The sequence below is a fragment of the Vibrio sp. 1731 genome, assembly GCF_033339955.1.
GTDB classification, from domain to species: domain Bacteria; phylum Pseudomonadota; class Gammaproteobacteria; order Enterobacterales; family Vibrionaceae; genus Vibrio; species Vibrio alginolyticus.
Map to the genome: position 1 here is coordinate 1 of NZ_JAWOVO010000023.1, position 25,925 is coordinate 25,925.

23 protein-coding genes and 1 riboswitch are annotated in these 25,925 nt (G+C 42.8%); of the genes, 11 read left to right on the forward strand and 12 right to left on the reverse strand.

Annotated features, from left to right (window positions below):
• Positions 1-171 precede the first annotated feature (171 nt).
• Positions 172-882 carry a two-component system response regulator TorR gene (torR, locus tag R7035_RS20610; protein WP_005378370.1) on the reverse strand — a complete coding sequence of 237 codons (711 nt, stop codon included), beginning with the start codon at positions 880-882 and terminating at the stop codon, positions 172-174.
• Between the two features lie 266 nt (positions 883-1,148).
• Between torR and torD the strand changes: the two genes are divergently transcribed.
• From torD to R7035_RS20635, 5 genes are all read left to right on the forward strand, one after another.
• Positions 1,149-1,796, forward strand: a complete 648-nt coding sequence (torD, locus tag R7035_RS20615) for a molecular chaperone TorD (RefSeq protein WP_005378369.1) — start codon at positions 1,149-1,151, stop codon at positions 1,794-1,796.
• Between the two features lie 468 nt (positions 1,797-2,264).
• Positions 2,265-3,269, forward strand: coding sequence for an HTH-type transcriptional repressor PurR (gene purR / locus R7035_RS20620; RefSeq protein WP_005378368.1), 1,005 nt, complete (start codon positions 2,265-2,267; stop codon positions 3,267-3,269).
• Between the two features lie 287 nt (positions 3,270-3,556).
• A riboswitch (cyclic di-GMP riboswitch) is annotated at positions 3,557-3,646 on the forward strand.
• A gap of 115 nt (positions 3,647-3,761) precedes the next feature.
• Positions 3,762-4,352: a TfoX/Sxy family DNA transformation protein gene (locus R7035_RS20625; RefSeq protein WP_318146247.1), complete on the forward strand. Its 591-nt coding sequence runs from the start codon at positions 3,762-3,764 to the stop codon at positions 4,350-4,352.
• Between the two features lie 114 nt (positions 4,353-4,466).
• Positions 4,467-5,153, forward strand: a complete 687-nt coding sequence (locus R7035_RS20630; protein WP_005378366.1) for a TVP38/TMEM64 family protein — start codon at positions 4,467-4,469, stop codon at positions 5,151-5,153.
• Positions 5,154-5,173: 20 nt separating this feature from the next.
• Complete coding sequence (locus R7035_RS20635; RefSeq protein ID WP_017820033.1) at positions 5,174-5,494, forward strand: DUF2007 domain-containing protein; 321 nt, start codon at positions 5,174-5,176, stop codon at positions 5,492-5,494.
• A gap of 31 nt (positions 5,495-5,525) precedes the next feature.
• On the opposite strand, the gene R7035_RS20640 is transcribed toward R7035_RS20635, so the two are convergent.
• From R7035_RS20640 to topA, 4 genes are all read right to left on the reverse strand, one after another.
• The gene (locus R7035_RS20640; RefSeq protein WP_005378354.1) at positions 5,526-6,329 is read right to left on the reverse strand and encodes an alpha/beta fold hydrolase; all 804 of its coding nucleotides are present in this window, start codon (positions 6,327-6,329) and stop codon (positions 5,526-5,528) included.
• Positions 6,330-6,438: 109 nt separating this feature from the next.
• Positions 6,439-7,896 carry a glycogen synthase GlgA gene (gene glgA, locus R7035_RS20645; protein WP_262652171.1) on the reverse strand — a complete coding sequence of 486 codons (1,458 nt, stop codon included), beginning with the start codon at positions 7,894-7,896 and terminating at the stop codon, positions 6,439-6,441.
• The gene (gene glgC / locus R7035_RS20650) at positions 7,886-9,103 is read right to left on the reverse strand and encodes a glucose-1-phosphate adenylyltransferase (protein ID WP_017634726.1); all 1,218 of its coding nucleotides are present in this window, start codon (positions 9,101-9,103) and stop codon (positions 7,886-7,888) included. Before glgC ends, glgA begins: the two co-directional genes overlap by 11 nt.
• 608 nt (positions 9,104-9,711) lie before the next feature.
• The gene (gene topA, locus R7035_RS20655; protein WP_005378351.1) at positions 9,712-12,342 is read right to left on the reverse strand and encodes a type I DNA topoisomerase; all 2,631 of its coding nucleotides are present in this window, start codon (positions 12,340-12,342) and stop codon (positions 9,712-9,714) included.
• 434 nt (positions 12,343-12,776) lie between these two features.
• Here topA and R7035_RS20660 point away from each other — a divergent pair, with 434 nt between their 5' ends.
• Complete coding sequence (locus tag R7035_RS20660; protein ID WP_005387884.1) at positions 12,777-13,025, forward strand: YciN family protein; 249 nt, start codon at positions 12,777-12,779, stop codon at positions 13,023-13,025.
• Positions 13,026-13,088: 63 nt separating this feature from the next.
• Here the strand turns inward: R7035_RS20660 and aroA are convergent, their stop codons facing one another.
• Together aroA and R7035_RS20670 are read right to left on the reverse strand one after the other, a co-directional pair.
• Positions 13,089-14,369: a 3-phosphoshikimate 1-carboxyvinyltransferase gene (aroA, locus tag R7035_RS20665; RefSeq protein WP_005387883.1), complete on the reverse strand. Its 1,281-nt coding sequence runs from the start codon at positions 14,367-14,369 to the stop codon at positions 13,089-13,091.
• A gap of 290 nt (positions 14,370-14,659) precedes the next feature.
• Entirely contained in the window at positions 14,660-15,136 is a 477-nt protein-coding gene (locus R7035_RS20670; protein WP_005378348.1) for a glycine zipper 2TM domain-containing protein, read from the reverse strand.
• 39 nt (positions 15,137-15,175) lie between these two features.
• On the opposite strand from R7035_RS20670, the gene aat reads away from it, so the two are divergent.
• The 3 genes from aat (at position 15,176) to infA (ending at position 16,881) form a co-directional block, all read left to right on the forward strand.
• Positions 15,176-15,883 (forward strand): leucyl/phenylalanyl-tRNA--protein transferase, encoded by a 708-nt coding sequence (gene aat, locus R7035_RS20675; RefSeq protein ID WP_005378347.1) that lies wholly within the window; start codon positions 15,176-15,178, stop codon positions 15,881-15,883.
• Positions 15,880-16,581, forward strand: a complete 702-nt coding sequence (locus tag R7035_RS20680; protein WP_005378346.1) for an arginyltransferase — start codon at positions 15,880-15,882, stop codon at positions 16,579-16,581. The genes aat and R7035_RS20680 overlap by 4 nt, the downstream gene beginning before the upstream one ends.
• 81 nt (positions 16,582-16,662) lie before the next feature.
• On the forward strand, positions 16,663-16,881 hold the full coding sequence (gene infA / locus R7035_RS20685; protein ID WP_001040192.1) for a translation initiation factor IF-1: 219 nt from the start codon (positions 16,663-16,665) through the stop codon (positions 16,879-16,881).
• Between the two features lie 135 nt (positions 16,882-17,016).
• On the opposite strand, the gene clpA is transcribed toward infA, so the two are convergent.
• Both clpA and clpS read right to left on the reverse strand, forming a co-directional pair.
• Positions 17,017-19,284 carry an ATP-dependent Clp protease ATP-binding subunit ClpA gene (gene clpA, locus R7035_RS20690; protein WP_262652173.1) on the reverse strand — a complete coding sequence of 756 codons (2,268 nt, stop codon included), beginning with the start codon at positions 19,282-19,284 and terminating at the stop codon, positions 17,017-17,019.
• Between the two features lie 50 nt (positions 19,285-19,334).
• A complete protein-coding gene (gene clpS / locus R7035_RS20695; protein WP_005378419.1) occupies positions 19,335-19,655 on the reverse strand; it encodes an ATP-dependent Clp protease adapter ClpS in 321 nt (106 codons plus the stop codon).
• 704 nt (positions 19,656-20,359) lie between these two features.
• On the opposite strand from clpS, the gene cspD reads away from it, so the two are divergent.
• Positions 20,360-20,578, forward strand: coding sequence for a cold shock domain-containing protein CspD (gene cspD, locus R7035_RS20700; protein ID WP_005378407.1), 219 nt, complete (start codon positions 20,360-20,362; stop codon positions 20,576-20,578).
• Between the two features lie 185 nt (positions 20,579-20,763).
• Here cspD and R7035_RS20705 read toward each other — a convergent pair whose 3' ends face one another.
• Positions 20,764-22,989, reverse strand: coding sequence for an NADP-dependent isocitrate dehydrogenase (locus R7035_RS20705; protein ID WP_005378404.1), 2,226 nt, complete (start codon positions 22,987-22,989; stop codon positions 20,764-20,766).
• A gap of 311 nt (positions 22,990-23,300) precedes the next feature.
• Here R7035_RS20705 and R7035_RS20710 point away from each other — a divergent pair, with 311 nt between their 5' ends.
• Positions 23,301-24,002 (forward strand): pseudouridine synthase, encoded by a 702-nt coding sequence (locus tag R7035_RS20710; RefSeq protein ID WP_262652174.1) that lies wholly within the window; start codon positions 23,301-23,303, stop codon positions 24,000-24,002.
• An 85-nt stretch (positions 24,003-24,087) separates the two neighbouring features.
• Here the strand turns inward: R7035_RS20710 and R7035_RS20715 are convergent, their stop codons facing one another.
• Together R7035_RS20715 and R7035_RS20720 are read right to left on the reverse strand one after the other, a co-directional pair.
• The gene (locus R7035_RS20715; protein ID WP_017820027.1) at positions 24,088-24,765 is read right to left on the reverse strand and encodes a DUF2057 family protein; all 678 of its coding nucleotides are present in this window, start codon (positions 24,763-24,765) and stop codon (positions 24,088-24,090) included.
• Positions 24,766-24,841: 76 nt separating this feature from the next.
• Positions 24,842-25,921 (reverse strand): porin, encoded by a 1,080-nt coding sequence (locus tag R7035_RS20720; RefSeq protein ID WP_005378424.1) that lies wholly within the window; start codon positions 25,919-25,921, stop codon positions 24,842-24,844.
• Between the last annotated feature and the right edge of the window lie 4 nt (positions 25,922-25,925).

Genomic DNA, 25,925 nt, shown 5'->3' on the forward strand with positions numbered 1-25,925 from the left:
TGAGTTTAAAAGCGAGGGAGTAATCGCGCTGAGTTCTTTTAGTTGTTGATTTCATAACACTCTCCAATTTTGGGGGTAGAAAGTGTCAACCTTATTTAGGACGGCACAGAAGCCACAAAAAAGGAGAGCCGAAGCTCTCCTTTTTCTTTTTACGATTGAGTTATGTTCCAACTAGTCACCAGCAAACATATAGCCTTCGCCGTGTACCGTTACAAAAATCTGTGGGTTCTTAGGATCGAACTCCATTTTTGCGCGCATACGTCGAATAAGAACATCAATGGTGCGGTCATTCGGCGCATCCACTCGATGGCTGATCATGTTCAAAATACGCTCACGACTTAACACCTGGTTAGGGTAAGACGATAATGCCACCAAAAGTTCATACTCTGCTTTAGTTAGTTTTACTGGCTCACCGTTGCGGCTAAGTGCGCGACGTTGAATGTCGAATGTCCACTCCCCAAAGCGCACAATGTGCTCTTCACTGGTTTCATTCGCTTTCGAGCTGCCACTGCGCGCTGCTGAAATACGCCACAGCAAGTTTTTAACGCGAACTAACAGCTCTCTCAGTTCAAAAGGTTTTGTCACATAATCGTCAGCACCCATTTCTAGGCCTACGATTTTATCAATGCTATCCGTGCGTCCTGTTACTAATATGATACCAATATCCGATTGGCTACGTAACTCACGAGTAAGCATCAGGCCGTCTTCACCAGGCAGGTTAATATCCAGCATGATCAGGTCTACATCGCCCGCTTGCAAAACTTCACGCATTTCTGCGCCACTCTCTGCTTCGCTGACTTGGTAGCCCTCATTTTGGAAATATCCCGCAAGCTTACTACGAGTTACAACATCATCTTCTACGACTAATACGTGATAGCTCATTTACACCACTTTTCTGTCTTCTTATTATCCAAGACGTATTCTATTCATAACTAGTAACATTTCTAGTCATAGATACATTAAAACGCAAGATTTAGCGTTTTTATTGATTCAAAACAAGCTTGCCCATTGCTATTAATAAACGGTCATTTTTGACCATAAAACATAACAATTATAGTTACTGCTATTCATTTTAATTGATTACACTTAGGGGATATCCCTAATTGACTTTGTGATGCATGACTTGAAGCATCATTCAGGAGCCCAAAATGCAAGAAGTGAAAGCTTTTAATGAAAAACGCGCTGAAATTTACTGGTGGTTTTCGAGCTTGTTCGCAAAAGAACTAACAGAGAAAGAATTGGAAGCCTATCACAGTGTTGAAATTCGCAGTTTTCTCGCAGGTTTAGGTGAAAATGAGTCGCTGAAACCAGCTGTTGATAGCCTAGTTGATGCATTGAATCGGTTACAAGATCGTGAAGATGCACAACTAGAGCTTGCAGCTGACTTTTGTGAACTGTTTTTGAAGACAGAAAAATACGGCGCTCTTCCTTACGCATCCATGTACATTGGTGAATCAGGTTTACTGAATGACAAGCCAGCTGAGGAAATGGAAAAGTTGATGGCTGAATTTGGCGTTCAAGTAGACGAAAACCTAAAGGAACCTGCGGATCACTTAGCCGTTGAGCTCGACTTTCTCGGGAACATGATTATCCGCTCAAACGAGCTTGAACAAGAAAAACACATGGAAGAAGCCTTCGTTAAACAAAACGACTTTATCCAGCAACAATTGATGTCTTGGTTACCTCAGTTTTCAGACAAATGTAAAAAATTCGACGAATTTGGATTTTACTCGAGTGTCGCGAAACTATTAGTTGCATTTTGTAAACTAGACAGCGCCTACCTTCTTGGTGAATAATTGCCGCCTATTTTTAGGGAGCCTGCCTATCGGGCTTCCTGTATGCCTGAAAGTGACCAATTGTAAGTAACTTGGGTATAATATTCGTTTGCCTTAACTTAGCGCAAAGACGCTTGGTTATTTAGCAGTCAAAATGTGACTTCAAATACACAAATCTCTTGCTGAAAACATTGCTAGTCAGTCCACATAGGGCTAAAATGTGAGCGCAAACGATTAAATATGATTTATATGTAAACCGCTGAAATATAGCGGTTTTTGTGTTTTCTTAACAGGTTGATGGCAATTTCTCATCAGATAGAAAAAAGATAAAATTCATCGACCGATGCTGCTACGCACCCTTTTGTCGCACTTGGATCAACCGCTGCCGAGACACTTAGCGCCAATTTTAGATTGCTAGGTGTGAAACCATTAGAGCATCAGGTACATCCAATACGACATATTTCAGTAGCTCGATACAGGACACCATTTATGGCCACGATAAAAGACGTTGCTCGCTTAGCCGGCGTTTCCACTACGACAGTTTCGCACGTTATCAATAAAACGCGTTTCGTTGCAGAAGCAACGCAAGAAAAAGTAATGAAAGCCGTTGACGAGCTGAATTACGCGCCAAGTGCCGTTGCACGCAGCCTAAAATGCAACTCAACTCGTACGATTGGCATGTTAGTAACTCAATCAACTAACCTATTTTTCTCAGAAGTGATTGATGGCGTTGAGAGCTACTGTTACCGCCAAGGCTATACTCTGATTTTATGTAACACAGGCGGGATTTACGAAAAACAACGCGATTACATTCGTATGCTGGCTGAAAAGCGCGTTGATGGCATCCTAGTGATGTGTTCTGACTTAACCGAAGAACTAAAAGAGATGCTTGACCGTCATGCGGACATTCCTAAAGTGGTCATGGATTGGGGCCCAGAGAGCTCACAAGCAGACAAGATCATGGATAACTCAGAAGAAGGTGGCTACATTGCAACCAAACATCTGATTGACAATGGCCATACGGATATCGCTTGTCTAAGCGGTCATTTTGAAAAGCTTGCTTGCCAAGAGCGCATTGCAGGTTTCCGTCGCGCAATGAGCGAAGCGAACCTAGCTGTAAATGAAGACTGGATCCTTGAAGGTAACTTTGAATGTGATACGGCCGTATTAGTTGCAGATAAAATTACCGCAATGGACAAGCGCCCGACGGCGGTATTCTGTTTTAACGACACAATGGCTCTAGGCCTAATGAGCCGCTTGCAACAAAACGGGATCAAAATTCCTGAAGATATTTCAGTGATCGGCTACGACAACATCGAGCTTGCAGAATACTTCTCTCCACCGCTAACGACTATCCACCAACCTAAACGTCGTGTTGGTAAAAATGCATTCGAAATTCTACTTGAGCGTATCAAAGATAAAGAACACGAAAAACGAATTTTCGAAATGCAACCTGAGCTTGTAATTCGAAATACTGTGAAAAAAATGAACTAAATTTTACTGTATTTAACCGTGTTAAATAAGCGCTCTACAGGGGCGCTTATTTTTTTGGAAAAATTAAGCATTCTCTAATACTTCACACCGCTCTAATAACAATTGACTAACGTTAACTCCCTGTTTTATATAAATGTAATATATATTAAGAACTCCTTTTCAAAGGCCAATTTGCACCTTTCCATATGCAAAATAGAGCATTCAATCTATCATTTTTATTGAACCAAAATCACATTTTTAACGCTAAACCGTGATGTTAATTCAATATAAGAAGTATGCTCATTGTGTCACGCACAGGGCAAACCATTCGAAAGAGTGGGACGCAAAGCCTCCGGCCTGAACCATATTACGATATGGAAGGTAGCGGGGTTACCGATGGCAGTGTGTAAGCAATGACTTTACTCTGTAATGACATTGTTTTTACGCATGTTTGCTACTCTCTCGGACCTGACTTTTGGTGGCGTAATATTAATTACACCGAGATAACAAAACATGGATAAACCGATACTCAAAGACTCTATGAAGCTATTTGAGGCACTTGGTAATATCAAGTCGCGCTCAATGTTTGGTGGCTTCGGACTATTCGCTGATGAAACAATGTTTGCACTAGTGGTAAACAATCAGCTTCATATCAGAGCAGACCAAAAAACTTCATCTGACTTCGAGAAACAAGGGCTAAAGCCTTACGTTTATAAAAAACGTGGCTTTCCAGTCGTTACAAAGTACTACGCTATTTCCAGCGATTTATGGGAATCAAGCGAACGCTTAATCGAAGTAGCGAATCAATCATTGAAAAAGGCAAAGCTTGAGAAAGAACAGCAAGCAAGTACAAAGCCTAACCGTTTGAAAGATTTGCCTAACTTACGACTGGCTACCGAGCGCATGCTAAAAAAAGCCGGCATCGAATCCGTAGAGAAGCTTGAAGAGGAAGGTGCGCTTAACGCCTATAAAGCGATAAGAGATACGCACTCTGCAACCGTCAACATTGAGTTGCTATGGGCACTAGAAGGTGCTATCACCGGCACTCATTGGAGTGTGGTACCTCAAGCTCGCCGAGATGAGTTGATGAACGGCCTCCAATAAAAGTCGGCCTAAAAACTATCTTGTAAAACCGCAGTCTAATCTGCGGTTTTTTTGTGAAATTTTTTCGGTTTTCCTACTGTCTTATTACATATATCCCAAATTGGAATCAAAATTATGAATAAGAAACTGATATTAGGTCTCATCCTACTAGCGGCTATCGTCTTTTTAGGTATTAACTTTGGCCAGTATTTAACCTTAGAGAATGCAAAAGCCCAACAAGAAGCACTAACTACATACATCGATCAGAATTTTGTATTCTCGGCTGCGATTTACTTTTTTACCTACATTGCAATTACCGCTTTTTCTATCCCAGGAGCGGCAGTAGTCACCTTACTTGGTGCAGCCTTATTTGGTTTTTGGACAAGCTTGCTACTGGTTTCTTTCGCTAGCACTATGGGGGCAACACTGGCCTTCTTGAGCAGCCGATACTTATTGCGTGACTGGGTACAAAACAAATTCGGAAATAAACTCAACGCAATTAATCAAGGTGTCGAAAAAGACGGAGCTTTTTATCTATTTTCCTTGCGTCTAATCCCTGTATTCCCTTTCTTTCTAATCAACTTACTGATGGGCTTAACGCCGATGTCTGTAGGTAGATTTTATCTCACTAGCCAAATAGGTATGCTGCCAGGCACAGCCGTATATCTGAATGCAGGTACTCAATTAGCAACAATTGAAAGCCTATCGGGCATTGTTTCACCCGCAGTATTAGCGTCTTTTGCGCTATTGGGACTATTTCCAATCATCACTAAATGGGTTATGAATAAAGTAAGGCCGACACCAAGTCAGCAAAACTCGTAATTGGTGAAGTGGGTATTTTGATGAAAATATTTATCGCTAAAAACCCAGCAGAAGCACACATTGTATGTGAACTGCTTAAAGTGGAACAAATTTACTGTGAAGTTCGTGGAGAAGGTATTTTCGGCTTAAAAGGAGAACTGCCGTTTGGTGATGATACCGATCCTTATGTGTGGCTTTTTGACACTGCACAAAAGATGAAAGCTGAAGAAATAGTAAAAGCATATCGAAAACAATCCGATAGGCATGAGTATCAAGATTGGCAATGCCCAAAATGTCATGAAATAAACGAAGGGCAATTTGGTGCATGTTGGCAATGTGGATATCAATTAGGAGAGCTATAGCGGCTCTCCTATTCAGTGGATGCACTCAGTTTTAAGCACATGCTGCTTGCTGTTTAATAAACTCGATGGAATGTTGATTGAAGTCTTCTGGACGCTCTACATTGCATACATGACCACAATTCGGGATTTCTCGTAGAATGCTGAGCTTATGTGCTGCAACCATTTCTTTGACAGGTTTAATAAACATGTAATCCCTGTCGCCCATTAAGTAGAGAGTCGGAATGGGTAACTCTCGATCTTTAAAATATTTCATTAACGGATTTACATCAGCAGCAAGAATAAACCAACGTTTAAATTCTTTTTGGCAAAGCTTCTTGGCTTCGCGAATAAAAAGGTGGCGAGATTCTCGTTGGCTTCTTTGAGGCATAACAATATAAGCGAACAGTTTGTAGAGCCACATGTACGGTAGGATATGCTTACAAAAATTACCTAATTTCACCAATATCTGAGAACGAGTGTTAAGCCTTGTGACAGCACCGCCGAGCACCATCGAACGTACGCGCTCTGATGACAATTCAGCAAGGTTTCGAACAATAATAGTACCAAGCGACATACCGACAAAATGAGCGGATTGGATCTTTAAATGGTCCAATACTTTCAAAATATCTTGGGTAACTTCCGTAAAGGTATAACGGTTAGCAATGAGCTCTTTAAGTAACTGATTTGACTTTCCATGACCTCTTAAATCGATCAGCAATAAGTTAAAGTGTTGCTTGTAAGCTTTAATTTGCTTGAACCAGATAGAAGAGCTACCACCAGCACCGTGCACAAATACAACCCACTCATTACTAGTAGGGTGCAAATAGGTTTTATGAAAAAGTAGCGGCTGAGTCATATTGAGTATCAAAAAGATCGTGCTATTGAGTAAAAAGCCATCCTACCACACTCCCCTTACTCAAGATAATAAAGGCACCTCATTCGGTGCCTTTCGTTACAATTTTAAGTCAAACTAACGCTGAGTGGTAAAGCTGCAAATAAGATTCTGCGGCCTTTTGCCAACAAAAGTCTTGTTGCATCGCGTGCAACTGTACTTTATTCACTTCAGGCTCGTTTTGAGCGTAGAGCAACAGTGCCCTTAGCATCGTTAACAACAATGCCTGCGGTGTCGGTTCGAAAAAAACAAACCCCGTTGCTTCAGATGGGTTTACATCATAATCGCTAACGCTGTCCTTTAAGCCACCAACACCGCGTACTATCGGTAATGTCCCATAAGCCATACTATAGATTTGGTTTAAGCCACATGGTTCAAACTCAGAAGGCATCAAGAAGAAATCAGAACCAGCTTCAACGATATGCGCAAGTTCATTGTCATACGCTTCTACAAAGGCAAATTTGCTAGAAAACTGCACGGCAACCTCTCGTAGCTGAGCGGCAAGAATAGGGTCTCCGGTCCCAACGACAACTAGCTGAACATCGTGCTTCAAAAAATCGGCCAAAGCAGGCAACAAGTAATGAACGCCTTTCTGCTGGGTCAATCGACAAACCATACCGAACATAGCTACATTTTTTTCGGGCAAATTTAGTCGTTGTTGTAATGCTTTTTTACAAGCTTTCTTCCCTTGCGACATACTTTGCTGGTCGGCGCAGTAATTAACTGGCAAGTAAGTATCCGTTTCCGGGTTCCAAGCACTGTAATCACAACCGTTCAAAATACCAACTAAGTCCTGCGCGCGTTGCTGAAACTCCCAAGCCATTCCATGACTGCCAAGCTCTGTTTTGAGTTCCTCTGCGTACGTAGGGCTGACCGCGTTTATCTTATCTGCATTCATTACACCAGCTTTGAGCATCGTAATATGCGTTGCACTCACCGCAGCATCGGGAACGTTTCTACAATGAAACTCTGGCAAACACTGCACGTCTTCATAACTAAATACGCCTTTAAAGACCGCATTGTGAATTGAAATGACGCTTTTAGTATGAGCAAAAAACGGATCATTGCCATACCTGTGCTTGAGCAAAAATGGAACAAGACCTGTGTGCCAATCGTTCGCGTGTATGATATTAGGTTGAAAGGCGAGCTTGGGTAACATGTCGAGACATGCTGCACTAAAAAACGCAAAGCGCTCGCCGTTATCAGTATACGCTTGGTTGTTCTCCGCATACATTGATGGTCGATTGAAATACGGCGGACAATCAATCAGGTAAACAGGATTTTGACCTAACATGAGCCGCAAAACTCGATACTCCGTATGCGGCCATGATGTTAATTCTGTTTCTAATACAACTTCTGCGTCTGCGAGTTTATCAATACTGCTGTACGCAGGGATGGTAATTCTTACGTCTTGCTGTAGGTTTTGAAGGGCTTCCGGTAGTGCCTTGGCAACATCTGCCAAGCCACCACTTTTAATGAGGCCTTCAACCTCAGAAGCTACAAACAGAATAGATAAGTTGTTAGTAGCCAACTCGAGCTCCTTTCGGAATAACAACAATGCCCTCCTCAGACACGTGGAAGTGTTTTTTATCTTCTTGAAGATTCACACCAATCTGAGTACCAGGAGCAATATCGGCATCCTTGTCGACAATCACACGACGTAAAACACAGCCTTCGCCAATTTTTACGTCACCAAGAAGTATACATTCGCTGATATCGCAAGCAGAAGCAATATTACTGCGAAAACCAAGCACCGACTTTTCGATTCTTGAGCCTCTAACATAGCTGCCATTACACACTAAACTATCGATTATCTGCACACGACCATTATCAGAGTCGGTAAATGTCGCAGGTGGCAATGGTGGGTAGTAGGTGTGCAATGGCCATTTACGGTTGTACAGCGAAAATGGAGCATCTTTTTCTAGCAGATCCATATGCGCTTGCCAGTACGCATCAATAGTTCCGACATCACGCCAGTACACCTCTTCTTTTTCGCCACTGATTTTGTTGGTACTGAAGTCATACACGAACACATCACCTCTAGGGAACATCTTTGGAATGATGTCCTTTCCAAAATCATGTGATGAAGCTTCATTATCCGCATCTTCGACCAACTCTGAGAACAGTACCTGAGCTTCAAAAACATAGTTACCCATTGAAACTAAAGCGTAATCAGGGTCACCAGGAATCGATTTCGGATTTGCTGGTTTTTCTTCAAAGCCAATCATACGACCTTCACTATCCACTTCGATAACCCCAAATTGCGACGCCTCTTTTAGTGGCATGCGCAATGCAGATACCGTCAGAGAAGCCTGCTTTTCTGAGTGGAAGTTCAGCATTTGTTTGATATCCATCTTATAGATATGGTCAGAGCCAAAAATACAAACTTGCTCTGGTTCCTCTAATTCCATAAAACGCAGGTTTTGATAGATCGCGTCCGCCGTCCCTTCGTACCAACGTTTACCAGTACGCATTTGAGCGGGAATAGGATCGATAAAGCGGTCTGTAATGCCGTTGATGTTCCACCCCTTTTTTAAGTGATGGAATAAAGATTGAGATTTAAATTGGGTTAGGACGTAAATGCGCATCAGATCCGCATTAACAAAATTGTTTAGAGCAAAATCGATCAATCGATAACTACCACCAAACGGTACCGAAGGTTTACTGCGAGATTCCGTTAAAGGTCTCAAACGAGAGCCTTCACCGCCAGCAAGAATCATTCCCAAAACACCAGCCATTTGTTGTTCTCCATATCGTTATAGCTTGGATTTGGTACTCGCTTGAATGAGTCATACTCGGGGAGTCAAGCGAATACATTTAGCAACCGTCTCTGAGTTTCTGTGAACTCTTACAACACGGATAAAAAAGCTACGGCACTTCCAGTATGCAACGTCCACTCTTTCCTTATTTTTTGACGCAAACAATGCACACAGTTGCACTAATTTTTGTAATAAATTATCTAAGCGGGTTCTAAATTACAATTTTTAATACGCCATTCTGTGTACCATACAGCTCTTGCGTACTCAAGACGATATCTAGATCACACATGGAAAAGCAAACGATTACATTGTGAAAACAATTTACGAACGGATTCACTACACCGCCGATTTTTTAGCCCAATGTATAACAAATATGTGAATGCAAAATGAAAGTTACAACGAATATTTTTTACATAAAAAATACATCAGCGACTACGAAATATTGATACTGGGATCTTCTCGCGTCAGCAAAACTCAGTCAAAGCAGCAAAGATCTATACGAACAACACAGTGGCCTTTACGCAAAAACAAAACGCAAAAAAGGCAGCGATATCGCTGCCTTTTTACATTACTTAGATCGTACGTTTTTATGCTTTCGCTTTTTTACGCTTATCAGTGACTTCCCACTTACCGTCAACAAAGAGCGCTGTCCAACCAGATGGTTTGCCATTCTCTTCCGAACGAACGTAGTTCTCTTTTGTTTTGCGACTAAAGCGTACAACTGCAGGACGACCATCAGGATCTTCTTGCGGTGCGGTCGCTAGGTATTTGAACTTCTCAGGTAAACGCTCTTCAAAACGTGCCAGTTCAGCAACCAAAGGAGCACGTGTCTCGCGCGATTTCGGGAAGTTGCTTGCCGCCATAAATAGACCTGAAGCACCATCACGAAGTACGAAATACGCATCTGAGTTTTCACATGGCAACTCGGGGAAATGAACAGGATCTTCTTTCGGGGGCGCGACTTCGCCATTCTTCAAGATCTTACGAGTGTTCTTGCACGTTTCGCTCGTACAATCCATGTATTTACCAAAGCGACCGTTCTTAAGCACCATATCAGAGCCACATTTGTCACATTCAACAACTGGACCATCGTAGCCTTTTACTTTGAACTCGCCGTATTCAACAAGGTAGCCTTCACAGTTCGGGTTATTACCACAAACATGCATCTTACGCTTGTCATCAATCAGGTATGCGTCCATCGCTGTTTCACAGATCGGACAACGCTTTTTAGCACGAAGAGCTGCAGTTTCAACGTCTTCTTCTAGAACGTTAATAATACCTTCTTCGTCACCCAAGTTGATGGTTGTCTTACAACGCTCTTTTGGTGGTAACGCGTAACCTGAACAGCCTAAGAACACACCTGTCGAAGCAGTACGGATGCCCATTGGACGGCTACACGTCGGACACTCGATATCCGTCATGACGATGTGGTTTAACTTCATACCGCCTTCTGACTCATCCAGCTCCGCTTTTTCAAGATCGCCAGTAAAATCAGCAAAGAAGTTGTCTAACACAGCTTTCCAGTTCACTTCACCTTCAGCGATTTGGTCCAATTTCTGTTCCATACGCGCAGTAAAGTCGTAGTTCATCAAATCGTTAAAGCTGTCATCAAGGCGGTCAGTAACAATTTCACCCATTTTTTCAGCGTAGAAACGGCGCTGATCAACTTTCACGTAGCCACGATCTTGAATCGTAGAAATGATCGATGCGTAAGTCGACGGACGACCAATACCTCGTTTCTCCAGCTCTTTAACCAGTGCTGCTTCAGTGTAGCGCGCAGGTGGCTTTGTAAAGTGCTGTTTAGGGTCAAGTGACTCTAAGCTTAGCTTATCGCCAAGTTGTACCGCAGGAAGGATTGTATCCTCGTTTTTGCCCATTGGACGCTGTACACGAGTCCAGCCGTCAAATTTAAGGATACGGCCTTTCGCTTTAAGCGTGTATTCTGCCGCTTTTACACTGATGGTTGTTGAATCGTATTCTGCTGGCGTCATTTGACACGCTACAAACTGATTCCAAATCAAAGCGTAAAGTTTGTGCGCATCAGCATCGACACCTTGCAGGTCTTCCGCCTTAACACCCACATTTGAAGGACGGATCGCTTCGTGCGCTTCCTGTGCCCCTTCTTTGCTACCGTACGTCAATGGTTTCGCTGGCAGGTACTTATCACCAAACTCAGAACCAATAAAGTCACGTACAGCGTCCACAGCCTCGGCACTTAGGTTAGTCGAGTCAGTACGCATGTAAGTGATGTAACCGGCCTCATAGAGGCGCTGAGCTAGCATCATGGTCTTTTTCACGCCGTAGCCCAGACGTGTACTCGCTGCCTGTTGAAGCGTAGAGGTGATGTAAGGTGCAGAAGGCTTGCTCTTTGTAGGACGGTCTTCACGCTTACATACTTCGTAACTTGCATTCTCAAGTACAGACATCGCTGCTTTGGTTTCTGCCTCATTAACTGGCTTAAACGCAGAACCGTCTTTCTGCGCAACAAGCAGTTTAAAGTCCGCTTTGTCTTTCGTTTTCGTATTCGCATGAATGTCCCAGAATTCTTCTGGTACAAACGCGTTAATCTCACGCTCACGCTCAACTAACAATTTCACCGCAACAGACTGCACTCGACCAGCAGATAAGCCACGAGCCACTTTTTTCCAAAGTAAAGGTGAAACCATAAAACCAACGACACGGTCCATGAAGCGACGTGCTTGTTGGGCATTTACACCATCCATGTTCAGCTCGCCAGGTGTCTGGAAAGCTTGTTGGATCGCGTTTTTCGTAATTTCGTTAAAAACTACACGTTTGTATCGCTCTTCATCGCCACCGATGATCTCACGAAGGTGCCATGCGATTGCTTCCCCTTCGCGGTCCAAATCGGTTGCGAGATAAACGCAATCTGCGTCTTTGGCGAGTTTTTGTAGTTCGTTGACAACTTTTTCTTTGCCTGGAAGGATTTGGTAATTCGCTTCCCAGTCATGATATGGGTTAATCCCCATTTTTTTGATCAACGCTTTGCGGTCTTTCTCTTTTTTAACGCGCGCTTTCTCTTCCGGACTCATCCCTTTAGTTGAGATGGCTGCGGCTTTTTTCTCACCAGTGCTTTGACCGGCCGTAGGCAGATCACGCACATGACCAACACTAGACTTAACAATAAAGTCTTTACCAAGGTACTTATTTATCGTCTTTGCCTTGGCTGGTGACTCCACTATAACGAGTGATTTACCCATAACTGACTCTAACGTCCTTCATAATAATGCGGGTAGAAACCTTGTTTAAAGGCCACCCGCATAATGTTCTATTTCATTGCTTCTTTTTTTACTATTGTGCGAGATGAAAAGAAGATCAACTGCTTTTTTGAAATTCAGATCCGATTGGTTGACAATTCATCGTCTTTATACTTCAAAGAGACAGGGTTCTGAAAGGTATTGAGCGGCATATCTAAACAGGCAAACTTAGCATCCGCTAATCCAATGCAATAAATTTTGTTACCCATCACAAAATAGTTTGGTTCAATGCTCTGCCATCTTCCTCCGCATCATGCTTATACTCTAAAAATTGATCTGTTTAGTCTTACTGAACGATTGACTGAATTAATCATGCAAACCCATTTTAGTTGTAGGTATACTCAGCATTCTTAACTAAATAGAATGGTAGAAAGAATATGTCTGATAGAACGTTTATCGAAGAGTTCGACCTTCTTTTGATCGCTAACCAAATCATCCAAGAGCACGATGATTACATCGAGGGAATGCGAGCAACAAGTGTAGAAGAAAAAGAAGGTGTTTTAGTTTTTAAAGGTGAATACTTCCTTGATGACAAAGGTTTACCAACTTCAAATACGACTGCAGTATTCAATATGTTCAAATACTTAGCGCATCACCTTTCTAAGGAATTTACGCTGGTTAAATAGTATTGGGAAACAAAAAAGCCAGAGTGTTATTCACTCTGGCTTTTTTGTTTTAGGTCAGAATATTTAGCAGCTTAAAGCCTTAAGTTTGTCGAAGTAGTCAGGGAACGTTTTCGACGTACACTTTGGATCGTTAATCGTCACAGGCGTATCACTAAGTGCCACCAGCGAAAAACACATCGCCATTCGATGATCATCGTAAGTATCAATCGCAGCATGCTTTAACTGAGAGACAGGTTTGACGATGATGTAGTCTTCCCCTTCTTCCACTTCCGCACCGACTTTACGTAACTCAGTCGCCATAGCTGACAAACGGTCTGTTTCTTTTACACGCCAGTTATAAACGTTACGAATAGCGGTAGTGCCTTCGGCAAATAGCGCTGTTGTCGCGATGGTCATTGCAGCATCAGGGATATGGTTGTAATCCATATCGATGCCTTTCAATTGACCAACACGTGAAATTACGTAGTCATCACCCCATTCAATTTCTGCACCCATTTTTTCAAGCGCATCAGCAAATTGAATATCACCTTGAATGCTGTTTTTACCGATACCCGTGACTTTAACTTCTCCACCTTTGATGGCTGCCGCCGCCAAGAAGTAAGAAGCAGAAGACGCGTCACCTTCAACCAAGAAATCACCTGGAGCAATGTATTGCTGACCGGCTGGGATCACAAACTCTTGATAGTCGTTGTTGATCACATCGACTCCAAACTGCTTCATGATATGCAGGGTGATATCGATATAAGGCTTAGAAACCAAATCGCCTTCGATGTTGATGCGAATTTCACCTTCAGCCAATGGCGCAGACATTAAGAAAGCGGTCAAGAACTGACTTGAAATGGACCCATCGATAGAAACTGTACCTGCTTTTAGGCCAGTACCAATTATTTTGAGAGGCGGAAAGTTCTCGTTTTCCATGTACTCAACGTTCGCACCAGCATCTTTCAGTGCCGTGACAAGGTGACCAATTGGACGCTCTTTCATACGAGGTTCGCCCGTCAGTACATACTCCCCTTCTCCAAGACAAAGAGCCGCAGCTAATGGTCGCATCGCAGTGCCAGCATTGCCGAGAAATAACTCTACCGGCTCTGAGACAGAAAACGGACGCCCAAGGCCTTCAACGAGACATTCTGTTTTATCTTCGGAAAGTTGGTATTGAACGCCTAGTTTAGTCAGCGCATTCAGCATATGACGAATATCATCACTGTCGAGGAGATTAGTAAGGCGAGTTCTGCCTTTAGCAAGAGCAGCAAGTAAAAGAGCTCGATTAGAAACACTTTTAGAGCCAGGAAGGTTCACTTCCCCTTGAATTTTATTGATAGGTTGTAACGTTAGGCTTTCCATTAAAAGTTGATAATCCTTTGTGCCCTCAACATACGATTTTTTATGAGGGCTAAACAATTCTTCGTGAATTCAGACTACCCAAAAAAACACGACAAAACCAGAGTAAATCGGCGCTAATTTATGAATATCCTCAAGCAGCCTAAAGATACAGAATTAAAGGCATTGCCAGCGATGTAAATCAGAGCGAAAGAAGCACGGCGAAACAGCAAACTATTTCGACTTTATTTGACGATAAGCCAGCCCGACTGTACATGCCTGATTAGGCTTCGTTAGACTAAAACAACCTAGGGTTAATAAGTGATATCAACCCTGACTCCATCATCAAAATATAAAATACGAACTTCATCCCCTCGACTAAATAACATATTTTTATCAACATCTTGGATGACATTAATTAGCTTATCACCCTTCACTTTGATGAGTAGCTCAACTAACTTATATTCAACCGTGTATTGGTAATTACTTTGGTTTTGAGCAACTGCGGCACCTGCAAGCGCACCCACTGCCGTCGCGACTTCTCTTCCCGTACCGCCACCAAATTGATTACCGACTAAACCACCGATAGTGGCACCAAGTAGTGTCTTCCAACCGTTACTTTTCGATTGAACAACCTCTTGTTGAGTAATATAACGGACAGAGTCAATCTTCCCGTAAACTACTTCATTAACTGGCTTGGCAACATTTCTTTCATAGGCTGCGTTGGCGACAAGTGGTAAAAACAGTATGATCCCAAGCCATACTTTTACGATATTTCTTAACCAGGTCATCATAAACTCCTCTGACTCCAATGTTGGTAACGACTTCTTATGGCTATTTATTTAACTGAACTCGATGAAACGTTCAACTTTCCCTCACCCTATAAAGCACTCAGCGACCCCAATGGTTTGCTGGCTTTTGGTGGTGACTTAAACCCCATGAGAATCCTCAATGGTTACTATCAAGGCATTTTCCCTTGGTATGGTCCTGGTGAACCTATTTTATGGTGGAGCCCTTCTCCGCGCGCTGTGTTTGACCCATTGCAGTTTAAGCCATCTAAAAGTCTCAAAAAATTTCAGCGTAAACATAACTATAAAGTAACACTCAATTTCGCGACAGAAGAAGTGATTAGACTATGTTCTTCAACACGCCCTGCAGAGGAAACATGGCTCAACGAGGAAATGCAAACTTCCTACATTGAGTTAGCCAAACTTGGTCACTGTCACTCTGTAGAAGTATGGCATGACAACAACCTGATTGGCGGACTATATGGCATCTGCGTGGGCCAACTTTTTTGCGGGGAGTCGATGTTTAGCCTAAAAGATAACGCATCCAAAATTGCATTGTGGTACTTATGCAACCATTTGGCGTCAAAGCAAGGTCAATTAATCGATTGCCAAGTTATGAATTCTCACTTGGCATCACTTGGCGCATTTGAACTTGAGCGTGACGAATTTATGCAAAAACTACTATCTTTAAGAGAAAAGCAAACACTATTTGATGCCTATCAGCCCCAAGTTTTGCAGGATTCAGTATGAGTACGGATATACAACATATTCGAATAGGGTTGACGAATAATCACCCTTGTAGTTATTTGCCTGAACGGCAAGAGCGGGTTGCGGTGGCGCTTGATGAAAGGCTGCATACTGAAGAAAATTACCAGTTGCTCATGGCTAACGGTTTTCGTCGTAGCGGAGATACCATATATAAACCGCATTGCGAGCATTGCACCGCTTGCCAGCCAATTCGAGTCTCGATTCCAGACGTTAGATTATCAAAAAGTCAGAAGAGGCTGCTTAATAAAGCACAGTCTTTACGCTGGGAAATGAAACCTGAAATGGATGAGGAATGGTTTGAGCTTTACAGTCGGTACATCTGCAAACGGCATAAAAACGGCACTATGTACCCACCAAAGCGTGATGAGTTTGCTCGATTTGCTCAAACTAGCTGGCTGACAACGTCGTTTTTACACATTTACGATGAATCAGATCAATTGCTCGCCATTGCGGTGACAGATTTGATGCCACAATGCTCGAGTGCTTTTTATACTTTCTTTGACCCTGACTACGAGTTATCTCTTGGCACGTTAGCAGTGCTTTATCAAATTAAATACTGCCAAGAAAACAAACAACAGTGGCTATATTTGGGATATCAGATTGATGAGTGCCCAGCAATGAGCTACAAAACACGCTTTCAACGCCACCAAAGGCTAGTAAATCAGCGTTGGCGAGGGTAGAATACGCCTCAACTTTACATAATTACTATTTAGCGGCAGAATATAGCCCGCTAATATTGCCTAATTTCTAAAGAGGATTAAATGGCTAAAGAAGACGTAATCGAGATGCAAGGCACTGTCCTTGACACTCTACCAAACACTATGTTCCGTGTTGAACTTGAAAACGGTCACGTTGTGACTGCTCACATCTCTGGCAAGATGCGTAAGAACTACATCCGTATCCTAACGGGTGACAAAGTAACTGTAGAGATGACTCCATACGACCTGTCAAAAGGCCGCATCGTCTTCCGCGCTCGTTAATCTCTGATTTTCGGATGCAATAAAAAACGGAGCAAGCTGCTCCGTTTTTTATTGCACAATTTTTTCCGATTTAATTCAGATAAAAAAAAGCGTACGATCTTCTCGTACGCTTTTGCGTTTGTTACCGACTAACGATTAATGCATCGCTGTCTCTTTCTCACTTAAGTATTCAAACTCAAGCGTATCGTTGACCAGCGTTACCTTCACTGTACCGCCGTCAACTAAAGATCCAAACAACAGTTCGTTAGCCAAAGGCTTCTTAAGCTGTTCTTGGATAACACGCCCCATTGGGCGAGCCCCCATAGCTTTGTCATAACCTTTATGTGCTAACCAATGGCGAGCGTCTTGCGATACTTCCATTGAAACGCCTCTCGCATCAAGTTGCACTTGCAGTTCAACAATGAACTTATCAACCACTTGATGGATAACGCTTTCATCAAGGCTGTTAAACCAGATGATGTTATCAAGACGGTTACGGAACTCAGGAGTAAACACCTTCTTAATTTCCGCCATTGCATCGTGACTGTTGTCTTGTTGAATCAAACCAATTGATTTCTTCTCGGTTTCCGCCACACCTGCGTTAGTTGTCATAACAAGAATGACATTACGGAAGTCTGCTTTGCGACCATTGTTGTCCGTTAGCGTACCGTTATCCATGACTTGCAACAACAGGTTAAAGATATCAGGGTGCGCTTTTTCAATCTCATCAAGTAATACGACTGAATGTGGGTGCTTAATAACAGCATCGGTTAGCAAACCACCTTGGTCATAACCGACATAACCAGGAGGCGCACCAATTAAGCGACTTACGGAGTGACGCTCACCATACTCAGACATATCAAAACGAAGTAGTTCGATACCTAGAAGCTTAGATAACTGCACCGTCACCTCTGTTTTACCAACCCCTGTTGGGCCTGCAAACAAGAATGAACCAACAGGTTTGTTGTCTACACCTAAACCTGCACGTGTCAGCTTGATCGCCTCGGATAATGCATCAATCGCATTATCTTGACCGAATACCAACATCTTCATTTTGCTATCTAAGTTTTTCAAAATGTCTTTATCTGAAGAAGAAACCGACTTCTCTGGAATTCGCGCCATTTTGGCAACCATTGATTCGATATCAGCCACTCCGACCGTTTTTTTACGACGGCTTGCAGGAGCAAGACGACTACGAGCACCAGCTTCATCAATGACATCAATGGCCTTATCTGGTAGATGGCGTTCATTAATGTATTTAGCCGACAGTTCTACCGCGGCACGCAGTGCTTTATTGGTATAACGTACTTCATGGTGAGCTTCGTACTTCGGCTTCAAGCCCATCAAGATTTTAGTTGTGTCATCTAATGAAGGCTCTACAACGTCTATCTTTTGGAAACGGCGAGACAACGCACGCTCTTTCTCGAAAATGTTGCTGTATTCTTGGTATGTCGTCGAACCAATACAACGCAACTTACCGCTACTTAAAAGAGGCTTAATAAGATTTGCTGCATCGACTTGACCACCAGATGCCGCGCCTGCACCGATGATGGTATGTATTTCATCGATGAACAAAATGGCATCTTCTTCTTTTTCAAGTTGTTTCAAAATCGCCTTGAAGCGTTTTTCAAAATCACCGCGATATTTGGTACCAGCGAGCAAAGAGCCAATATCTAGTGAATAAATCACGCTGTTTTGAATGACCTCAGGGACCTGCCCTTCGACAATTCTCCATGCAAGACCTTCCGCAATGGCTGTTTTACCAACCCCTGCCTCACCCACTAGTAGTGGATTATTCTTGCGGCGTCGACAAAGTACCTGAATAGTGCGCTCTAACTCTTTATCACGTCCAATGAGTGGGTCGATGTTTCCATCTTTAGCGACTTGATTAAGATTCGTCGCAAAGCTTTCTAGGCGTTCTTCAGAATTAGGCTCTTCAACACTTTCTGAGCTAAACGAGTCTGATGATGAATCCTCACCTGAACCTGATGCTTTAGTAATACCGTGGGAGATGAAGTTAACAATATCTAATCGGGAGATGTCATTTTTCTTCAGAAGGTAAGCGGCATGCGACTCTTGCTCACTGAAGATAGCAACAAGCACGTTGGCGCCTGTTACTTCATTACGACCAGACGACTGTACATGAAAGACGGCGCGTTGTAGTACACGTTGAAAACTCAAAGTCGGCTGCGTTTCACGCGTCTCATCACTATCTGGGATAAGAGGCGTAGTTTGATCGATGAAAATATCGAGTTCGTTGCGTAAAGCGTCAAGATCCGCCTTACAAGCTAGAAGGGCTTCCTTAGCTGCATCATTTTCCAACAATGCAAGTAGGAGGTGTTCGACAGTCATAAACTCGTGGCGTTTATCTCGCGCCCGAGCAAATGCACCGTTAAGGCTTGACTCTAGTTCTTTATTTAGCATAAGTACCTCCCGAAAAAACAACTGGGGTTGTTCGAGCAAGTCTTCTTTGTTTACGCTTGCTCCATAGTGCAAAGTAGCGGATGTTCATTTTCCCTTGCGTACATCGTAACTTGCGCTACTTTTGTTTCGGCAATTTCTGCGCTGTATGTGCCGCAAATTGCCTTTCCTTCATAGTGGACCTGAAGCATGATTTGAGTTGCTTTATCAATATCATGTGAGAAAAATCGCTCAAGCACCTCTATGACGAAATCCATAGGTGTATAGTCATCATTATTGAGTACGACATTGTACAGCTTAGGTGGCTGGACTTTCGTACTTTCTCGCTCCAGAAGATCAGAGTCCGGAGTGACCCATTCAAAATTTTTACTCATGGCAATCTAAAGATATCGTATCAAAGGGTTGATGTTTTCGACCTATAAAAACAATCTACCACAAGCGTGCAGCGCGGTGTAGTGAGTTATGGCACCGAATTCGATCTTTGATCGATAAAAGTTGCTACCTAATATAGAGACTAATGCACGTCTTGATACGGCGCAAATAAAAGATGCTTGTCGATAAGTTACACATTTTTTCTTATAAAAGAACTTTCTATTTATTGCTTTTGGACTATTGCAAACCACCCCATCATCTTCTATCTGGATCACACTTCCTCATTGAGAATACGGTAATTATCACGAAAACTTCATTTTTTATTCAGTCAGAGGATTCTTCTCCCATAAGCAACACGGACAGTATGGCTTTTTCAGTATGAGCCACTTCATAGGCAAATTGACTAAACTTCTGCGTATATACGAAAAACTGTTTGCAAATTTGTTAATCTCAAAAGTGATTTGTTTTCAATTATGTTTCTGTTTGTTGCTCACTGCTATTGACTGTCGAAATTCATTGACTACAGTGGAAAGTGTCGATGCATAAATCATCATTTTGAAACTTCTCTTCTTTAAGTGGTTTGATGAATGTGACTTATCATTGATTTGACGTTTGTTGGCATTCGCTGACAATGGTAGTACCAAGTTAAAGGTATAACTTGGTTGCAGTAACAACATCAGTAAAAAATGCATGAGGGATGTAAAGCATGGCTACAGGTACAGTAAAGTGGTTTAACAATGCCAAAGGATTTGGGTTTATTTGTTCAGATGAAGAAGAGGGAGATATCTTTGCCCACTACTCAACTATCCAGATGGACGGTTATCGTACACTGAAAGCAGGCCAACAAGTCTCTTACGAGATTGAAAAAGGTCCCAAAGGCTGTCACGCGAGTAGCGTCGTGCCTCTTGAAGGCCAAGCCAAATAATTAGAGCGCTGTCGAAATATAAAAATATTGCTCTCGAAACACCACGTTGATGTTTTGAAGAGAAAAATAAACCCGCCAAGATAGCGGGTTTCTTACTATTTAGAGCACGTGTTACAAAAGGAACACTTACAACGCACTTACAGGATAGGAAACACGCCGAAAACGACGTGTTTTTTAACACTAACTTACTTGTTAATGATTGCGTTAAAGGTTTCGCTTGGACGCATCAATTTAGAAACCAATGCATCGTCTAGTAAGTAGTAACCTCCTAGCTCACCTTTCACGCCTTGCGCATTATTTAGCTCAGCAACGATCGTTTCTTCCTGCTCTGACAGCGCTTTTGCAATTGGTGCAAATTCAGCAGCAAGATCCGCATCATCCGTTTGCTCTGAAAGCGCTTTCGCCCAGTAAAGTGCAAGATAGAAGTGGCTTCCACGGTTATCTAGCTCACCCACTTTGCGTGACGGAGATTTGTTGGTGTCTAAAAACTCACCGGTCGCTTTATCTAGTGTATCTGCGAGAACCTGAGCCTTAGGATTGTTTGTCGCTACACTTAAATGCTCTAACGAAGCTGCAAGCGCTAGGAACTCGCCCAAAGAATCCCAACGAAGGTGATTCTCTTTTTCTACTTGTTGAACGTGCTTAGGAGCAGAACCACCAGCGCCTGTTTCAAATAGACCACCACCATTCATCAATGGAACAATAGATAGCATCTTAGCAGACGTACCTAACTCGAGAATTGGGAACAAGTCTGTTAGGTAGTCACGAAGAACATTACCTGTAACAGAGATAGTATCTAGGCCCGCTTTCATACGCTCTAGTGAGTACTTACAAGCTTCAACAGGAGATAGGATCTTAATCTCTAGACCGTCAGTATCGTGATCTGGTAGGTAGGCGTTTACTTTCTTGATGAGCTCAGCATCGTGCGCGCGGTTTTCATCTAGCCAGAATACAGCTGGAACACCTGTTGCACGTGCGCGAGTCACTGCTAGTTTAACCCAATCTTGGATTGGTGCGTCTTTAACCTGACACATACGGAAGATATCACCTTCTTCAACCGCTTGCTCTAACAGTACGTTACCTGAAGCATCAACAACGCGAACAGTACCCGCAGCGTCTAGAATGAATGTCTTGTCGTGAGAACCATACTCTTCAGCTTTCTGAGCCATTAGACCAACGTTAGGTACGCTACCCATAGTGGTTGGATCAAATGCGCCGTGCTCTTTACAGAAATCAATAACCGCTTGGTAAATACCTGCGTAGCTACGATCTGGAATCATCGCTTTGGTGTCTTTTTGTTTACCATCTGGTCCCCACATTTGACCCGAAGAGCGAAGCATTGCTGGCATAGAAGCATCTACAATAATGTCACTTGGTACATGTAAGTTTGTGATACCACGATCAGAGTCAACCATCGCAAGTTCTGGTTGAGTTTGGTAAACCGCTTGAATGGCCGCTTCAATTTCTGCTTTTTGCGCTTCAGGTAGAGACTCAATTTTTGAGTAAACATCACCGATGCCATTGTTTACATCAACACCTAGCTCTTCAAACAGCTTACCGTACTTATCGAAAACGTCTTTGTAGTAAACTTTTACGGCATGGCCGAAAATGACAGGGTCAGAAACTTTCATCATCGTCGCTTTCATATGAAGAGACAGCAGCACGTCTTGTGCTTTCGCTTCAGCAATCTCTTTCTCGAAAAATTCAACCAACGCCTTCTTCTTCATTACTGAAGTATCAATGACTTCTTTATCTAGTAATGGGAACGCAGACTTAAGCTCTTTAACTGTACCATCATTACCGACAAACTCGATTTTGACCTCTGTTGCACCAGAGATAGTTGTAGACTTTTCGCTACCAAAGAAGTCATTGTCTGACATGCTCGCAACATGGGACTTAGATTCTGCTGACCATGCACCCATTGAGTGTGGGTTTTTCTTCGCGTAGTTCTTAACCGAAGTCGGAGCACGACGGTCTGAGTTACCTTCACGAAGTACTGGGTTAACCGCACTACCTTTGATTTTGTCGTAAGCCGCTTTAATCGCTTTCTCTTCGTACGTGCTCGGCTCTTCTGGGTAGTTTGGTAAATCGTAACCTTTCGCCTGAAGCTCTTTAATCGCCGCTTTAAGCTGAGGAACTGAAGCTGAAATGTTAGGTAGCTTGATGATATTTGCTTCTGGAGTTTGAGCTAGTTCACCAAGCTCAGTCAACGCATCGCCAATGCGCTGTTCTTCTTTTAGATGCTCTGGGAAGTTAGCGATAATTCGACCTGCTAGTGAAATATCACGAGTATCTACATTGATGCCAGACGATGCTGTGAATGATTGAATGATTGGTAGTAATGAATAAGTTGCTAGCGCCGGCGCTTCATCAGTGATGGTGTAGATAATTGTAGGTTTTTCTGTAGGCATGAAATTTCCCTATTTTTTAATCAACTTGTTGGCTGATCAACTCAGCGTCTGAGTTGGTTTAATTGACGCATTGCTGCGCGTTAGCAGTACATGTCTCCTCACTAACGCCACATGCGGTTCGCACTCTTTGTTGTAGTTTGAAGCTCTAAGCTCTGAATCCATGAGTGCACTGATATAATTAAACAAATAACACGAATTAGTCTATCATTCTGTGCGCGTTTGTTAGTTTTAGGCGCGCAAATCATATCCGATCATGAGAAAACTTAAAACTTTCAAACACAGTTCATTTACATTTTTGCAGGGTAGTTAACATGTCATCTCGTACAGGTCAGGAAAAAGGTCGCAGTCGTAACCAGTCTAAAACGGGCCATTTTAAACACTCAGAAGCTCGCAATGGCTCGAAGACTCGTACTCAGCAAGACCGCCGCCCTAATCGCCCAACAAAGAGCCAAAAGCCAAAAGTGCCCCCTAAAGATCGTAAAGTCATTATTTTCAATAAGCCTTACGATACGCTCAGTCAATTTACCGATGGCGATGGTCGCAAAACGTTAGCGGACTATATCCCGATCAAAAATGTCTATGCGGCTGGCCGATTGGACCGAGACAGCGAAGGTTTAATGGTACTCACTAACGATGGCATCTTGCAGGCGAAGCTAACGCAGCCAAAGTCAAAATCGCCGAAGACTTATTGGGTTCAAGTCGATGGCGCTCCTCAGGAGCAAGATCTTGAAAAATTGAGAAAGGGAGTAGAGCTAAAAGATGGTATGACTCTACCAGCCGAAGTTGAAGTTATTCCAGAACCACAAGTCTGGGACAGAACGCCTCCTGTTCGTTTTCGAGCAAATATCCCTACAACTTGGTTAGCCATTACCATTATTGAAGGAAGAAATCGTCAGGTGCGTCGCATGACTGCGCACATTGGCTTCCCTACCTTGCGCCTCATTCGTCATTCGATGGGTGATATCGTCCTTAACGACCTAATGCCTGGTGAATGGAGAGAAATCTCTCTCTAATAAGCAGAAAAGATAAAAGCAGGCTTAAAGCCTGCTTTTTAGATTCGTACTTTTTCAGTTAAGCCCTATCTAATGAACTAAGGGATTACTGCTCAGCAAGCCAGTTTTTAAAGGCCTCTTTTTCCGCCGGAGACGCTTTCTGGTACATCGTCTTTAATACATCAACCATTGGGCTGTCGTTCGATGCGGCTGTTGAACGGGTATCACTAGTCTCAACTCGAGGCTCGATATCACTTACTGATTGTTGATGCTGATTCACAGTTACATAGCTAACAGCAACACTCGCGATACCGCCAGCAATATTGTAGTTACGAGTTTCTTGAGGGTAATTACGACCAATTTGAACACCATCTGACTCTAATACATCTTCGACCAAAGCAATAGGTTGGCCTTTGGTATCCAGTAATTGCCAATCTAGAGGCGAGATGTTGTTTTGCGCTTGGCGAAGAGTTTTAAACTCTGGCAGTTCAAACGTTAGCTTTTCGTTTTCAGCATCAAATTTAGCAACGATTACATCACTGTAAACCGTCTTAAGGTTTTCGTTAATTTCGAATGTAGGTTGATATTTGAAGACAATTTGATTCGTTCCGTCAGGTAGTTCGATTGTCTTCTCACTAGAAAAAAGACCACCTTCTAGATCTGGCTTCTCCATGTTGACGGCCAATAACTTCACGTCTTCTGGAACCACTAAAGTCGTTGCAGCGTAGAGGTTTGTACTGGCAAAAATAGACAGTGCCATTGCCACTTTTAATGATAACTGCATAGAATTTTTCATCCTTATCTTCATAGTAAAAGACCCAGCATATAGCTGGGTCTTACAATATCAAACTGGGTATTGATTACCAGTAGAAACGAGCACCAACACCGAAGTTAGTTGCGTCGTCTGTGTCTTTGTTGTCGAAGTCAGTACCTTCGAAAGTGTAACCCGCTTCTGCGAATACACGTGCCCATTTAGAGAACTTGTATTCAACACCAGCGTAGAACCAAGAAGAGTCTGCGTCTACTTTACCTGCTTCGTCAGTAGACTGAGCTAGGTACTCGTAACCAGAGTATAGAGTTGTTTTAGGAGCGACAGCGAACATACCAGCTACAACGATGTAGTGTGAATCAACTGTTGATTTACCTAGCTTATCTTCGTTTTCGTTGTAGTAGTACGTAGCACCTAGAGTGTGCTCGTTTAGTGCGTACTCAGCAGTTACTTCAAAAGATAGGTTTTCGTTATCAGTACGCTCTGTGTGAGAAACTGTTTGCTCTACACCATTAAGAACTAGTTTTTTCTCTTTAGTTACGTTGATGTCGTTGTTCGCAGTAAGTACACCAGCGTGTAGAGATAGGTCGTTGAAAGATTTACCAACGAATACTTCTAGTACTTCTTCGTTAGAATCTTTTTCGCCTAGCGCGTAACCAGCTTTTAGCCAGAACGCGTCATTTTCGTAAGCGTATTTGATTTGAGAATCGTTGTTCCAAGCGTGACCGTATGCAGTTTCCGCTGCGTTACCACCGAAGAAGTAAGAGTAATCTGCGAAGTATACGTCATCAGCCCAAGTACCTTCTTTACCGAAGCGAAGAGTACCCATATCACCCATATCAAAACCGATGATGTGGCGACGTACGTATACAGAGTCATCTGTACGCTCGCTTGAATCAGCACCTGCGTCGTAGTTGTCACCTAGAGCAACACCGATTTCAACTTCACCCAGAACTTTTAGGCTTTCGTCAACAACGTAAACCGCGTTCACACCAGTACGAGAAGAGCTAGTGTTTAGCTCTGCTGTGTGATCAGTTTTTTCTGTGAATAGAAGAGTTGGACGTAGCTGACCGTAGAAATCTACAGAACCTTCTTCAGATTTGAATACTTCAGCTGCGTTCACTGAAGTTGCAGACGCAACTACAGCTAGTGCTAATAGAGTTTTTTTCATAATT

Bases quoted from the DNA above. Each gene is read 5' to 3' on its own strand.
- R7035_RS20710 (WP_262652174.1), top strand. From the start codon at position 23,301: ATGTCATCTCGTACAGGTCAGGAAAAAGGTCGCAGTCGTAACCAGTCT.
- R7035_RS20625 (WP_318146247.1), top strand. From the start codon at position 3,762: ATGGATAAACCGATACTCAAAGACTCTATGAAGCTATTTGAGGCACTT.
- clpA (WP_262652173.1), bottom strand. From the start codon at position 19,284: ATGCTAAATAAAGAACTAGAGTCAAGCCTTAACGGTGCATTTGCTCGG.
- R7035_RS20720 (WP_005378424.1), bottom strand. From the start codon at position 25,921: ATGAAAAAAACTCTATTAGCACTAGCTGTAGTTGCGTCTGCAACTTCA.
- R7035_RS20670 (WP_005378348.1), bottom strand. From the start codon at position 15,136: ATGACCTGGTTAAGAAATATCGTAAAAGTATGGCTTGGGATCATACTG.
- R7035_RS20680 (WP_005378346.1), top strand. From the start codon at position 15,880: ATGAGTACGGATATACAACATATTCGAATAGGGTTGACGAATAATCAC.
- R7035_RS20630 (WP_005378366.1), top strand. From the start codon at position 4,467: ATGAATAAGAAACTGATATTAGGTCTCATCCTACTAGCGGCTATCGTC.
- R7035_RS20715 (WP_017820027.1), bottom strand. From the start codon at position 24,765: ATGCAGTTATCATTAAAAGTGGCAATGGCACTGTCTATTTTTGCCAGT.
- R7035_RS20640 (WP_005378354.1), bottom strand. From the start codon at position 6,329: ATGACTCAGCCGCTACTTTTTCATAAAACCTATTTGCACCCTACTAGT.
- torD (WP_005378369.1), top strand. From the start codon at position 1,149: ATGCAAGAAGTGAAAGCTTTTAATGAAAAACGCGCTGAAATTTACTGG.
- cspD (WP_005378407.1), top strand. From the start codon at position 20,360: ATGGCTACAGGTACAGTAAAGTGGTTTAACAATGCCAAAGGATTTGGG.
- topA (WP_005378351.1), bottom strand. From the start codon at position 12,342: ATGGGTAAATCACTCGTTATAGTGGAGTCACCAGCCAAGGCAAAGACG.
- R7035_RS20705 (WP_005378404.1), bottom strand. From the start codon at position 22,989: ATGCCTACAGAAAAACCTACAATTATCTACACCATCACTGATGAAGCG.
- glgC (WP_017634726.1), bottom strand. From the start codon at position 9,103: ATGGCTGGTGTTTTGGGAATGATTCTTGCTGGCGGTGAAGGCTCTCGT.
- R7035_RS20660 (WP_005387884.1), top strand. From the start codon at position 12,777: ATGTCTGATAGAACGTTTATCGAAGAGTTCGACCTTCTTTTGATCGCT.
- R7035_RS20635 (WP_017820033.1), top strand. From the start codon at position 5,174: ATGAAAATATTTATCGCTAAAAACCCAGCAGAAGCACACATTGTATGT.
- torR (WP_005378370.1), bottom strand. From the start codon at position 882: ATGAGCTATCACGTATTAGTCGTAGAAGATGATGTTGTAACTCGTAGT.
- purR (WP_005378368.1), top strand. From the start codon at position 2,265: ATGGCCACGATAAAAGACGTTGCTCGCTTAGCCGGCGTTTCCACTACG.
- clpS (WP_005378419.1), bottom strand. From the start codon at position 19,655: ATGAGTAAAAATTTTGAATGGGTCACTCCGGACTCTGATCTTCTGGAG.
- infA (WP_001040192.1), top strand. From the start codon at position 16,663: ATGGCTAAAGAAGACGTAATCGAGATGCAAGGCACTGTCCTTGACACT.
- aat (WP_005378347.1), top strand. From the start codon at position 15,176: ATGGCTATTTATTTAACTGAACTCGATGAAACGTTCAACTTTCCCTCA.
- aroA (WP_005387883.1), bottom strand. From the start codon at position 14,369: ATGGAAAGCCTAACGTTACAACCTATCAATAAAATTCAAGGGGAAGTG.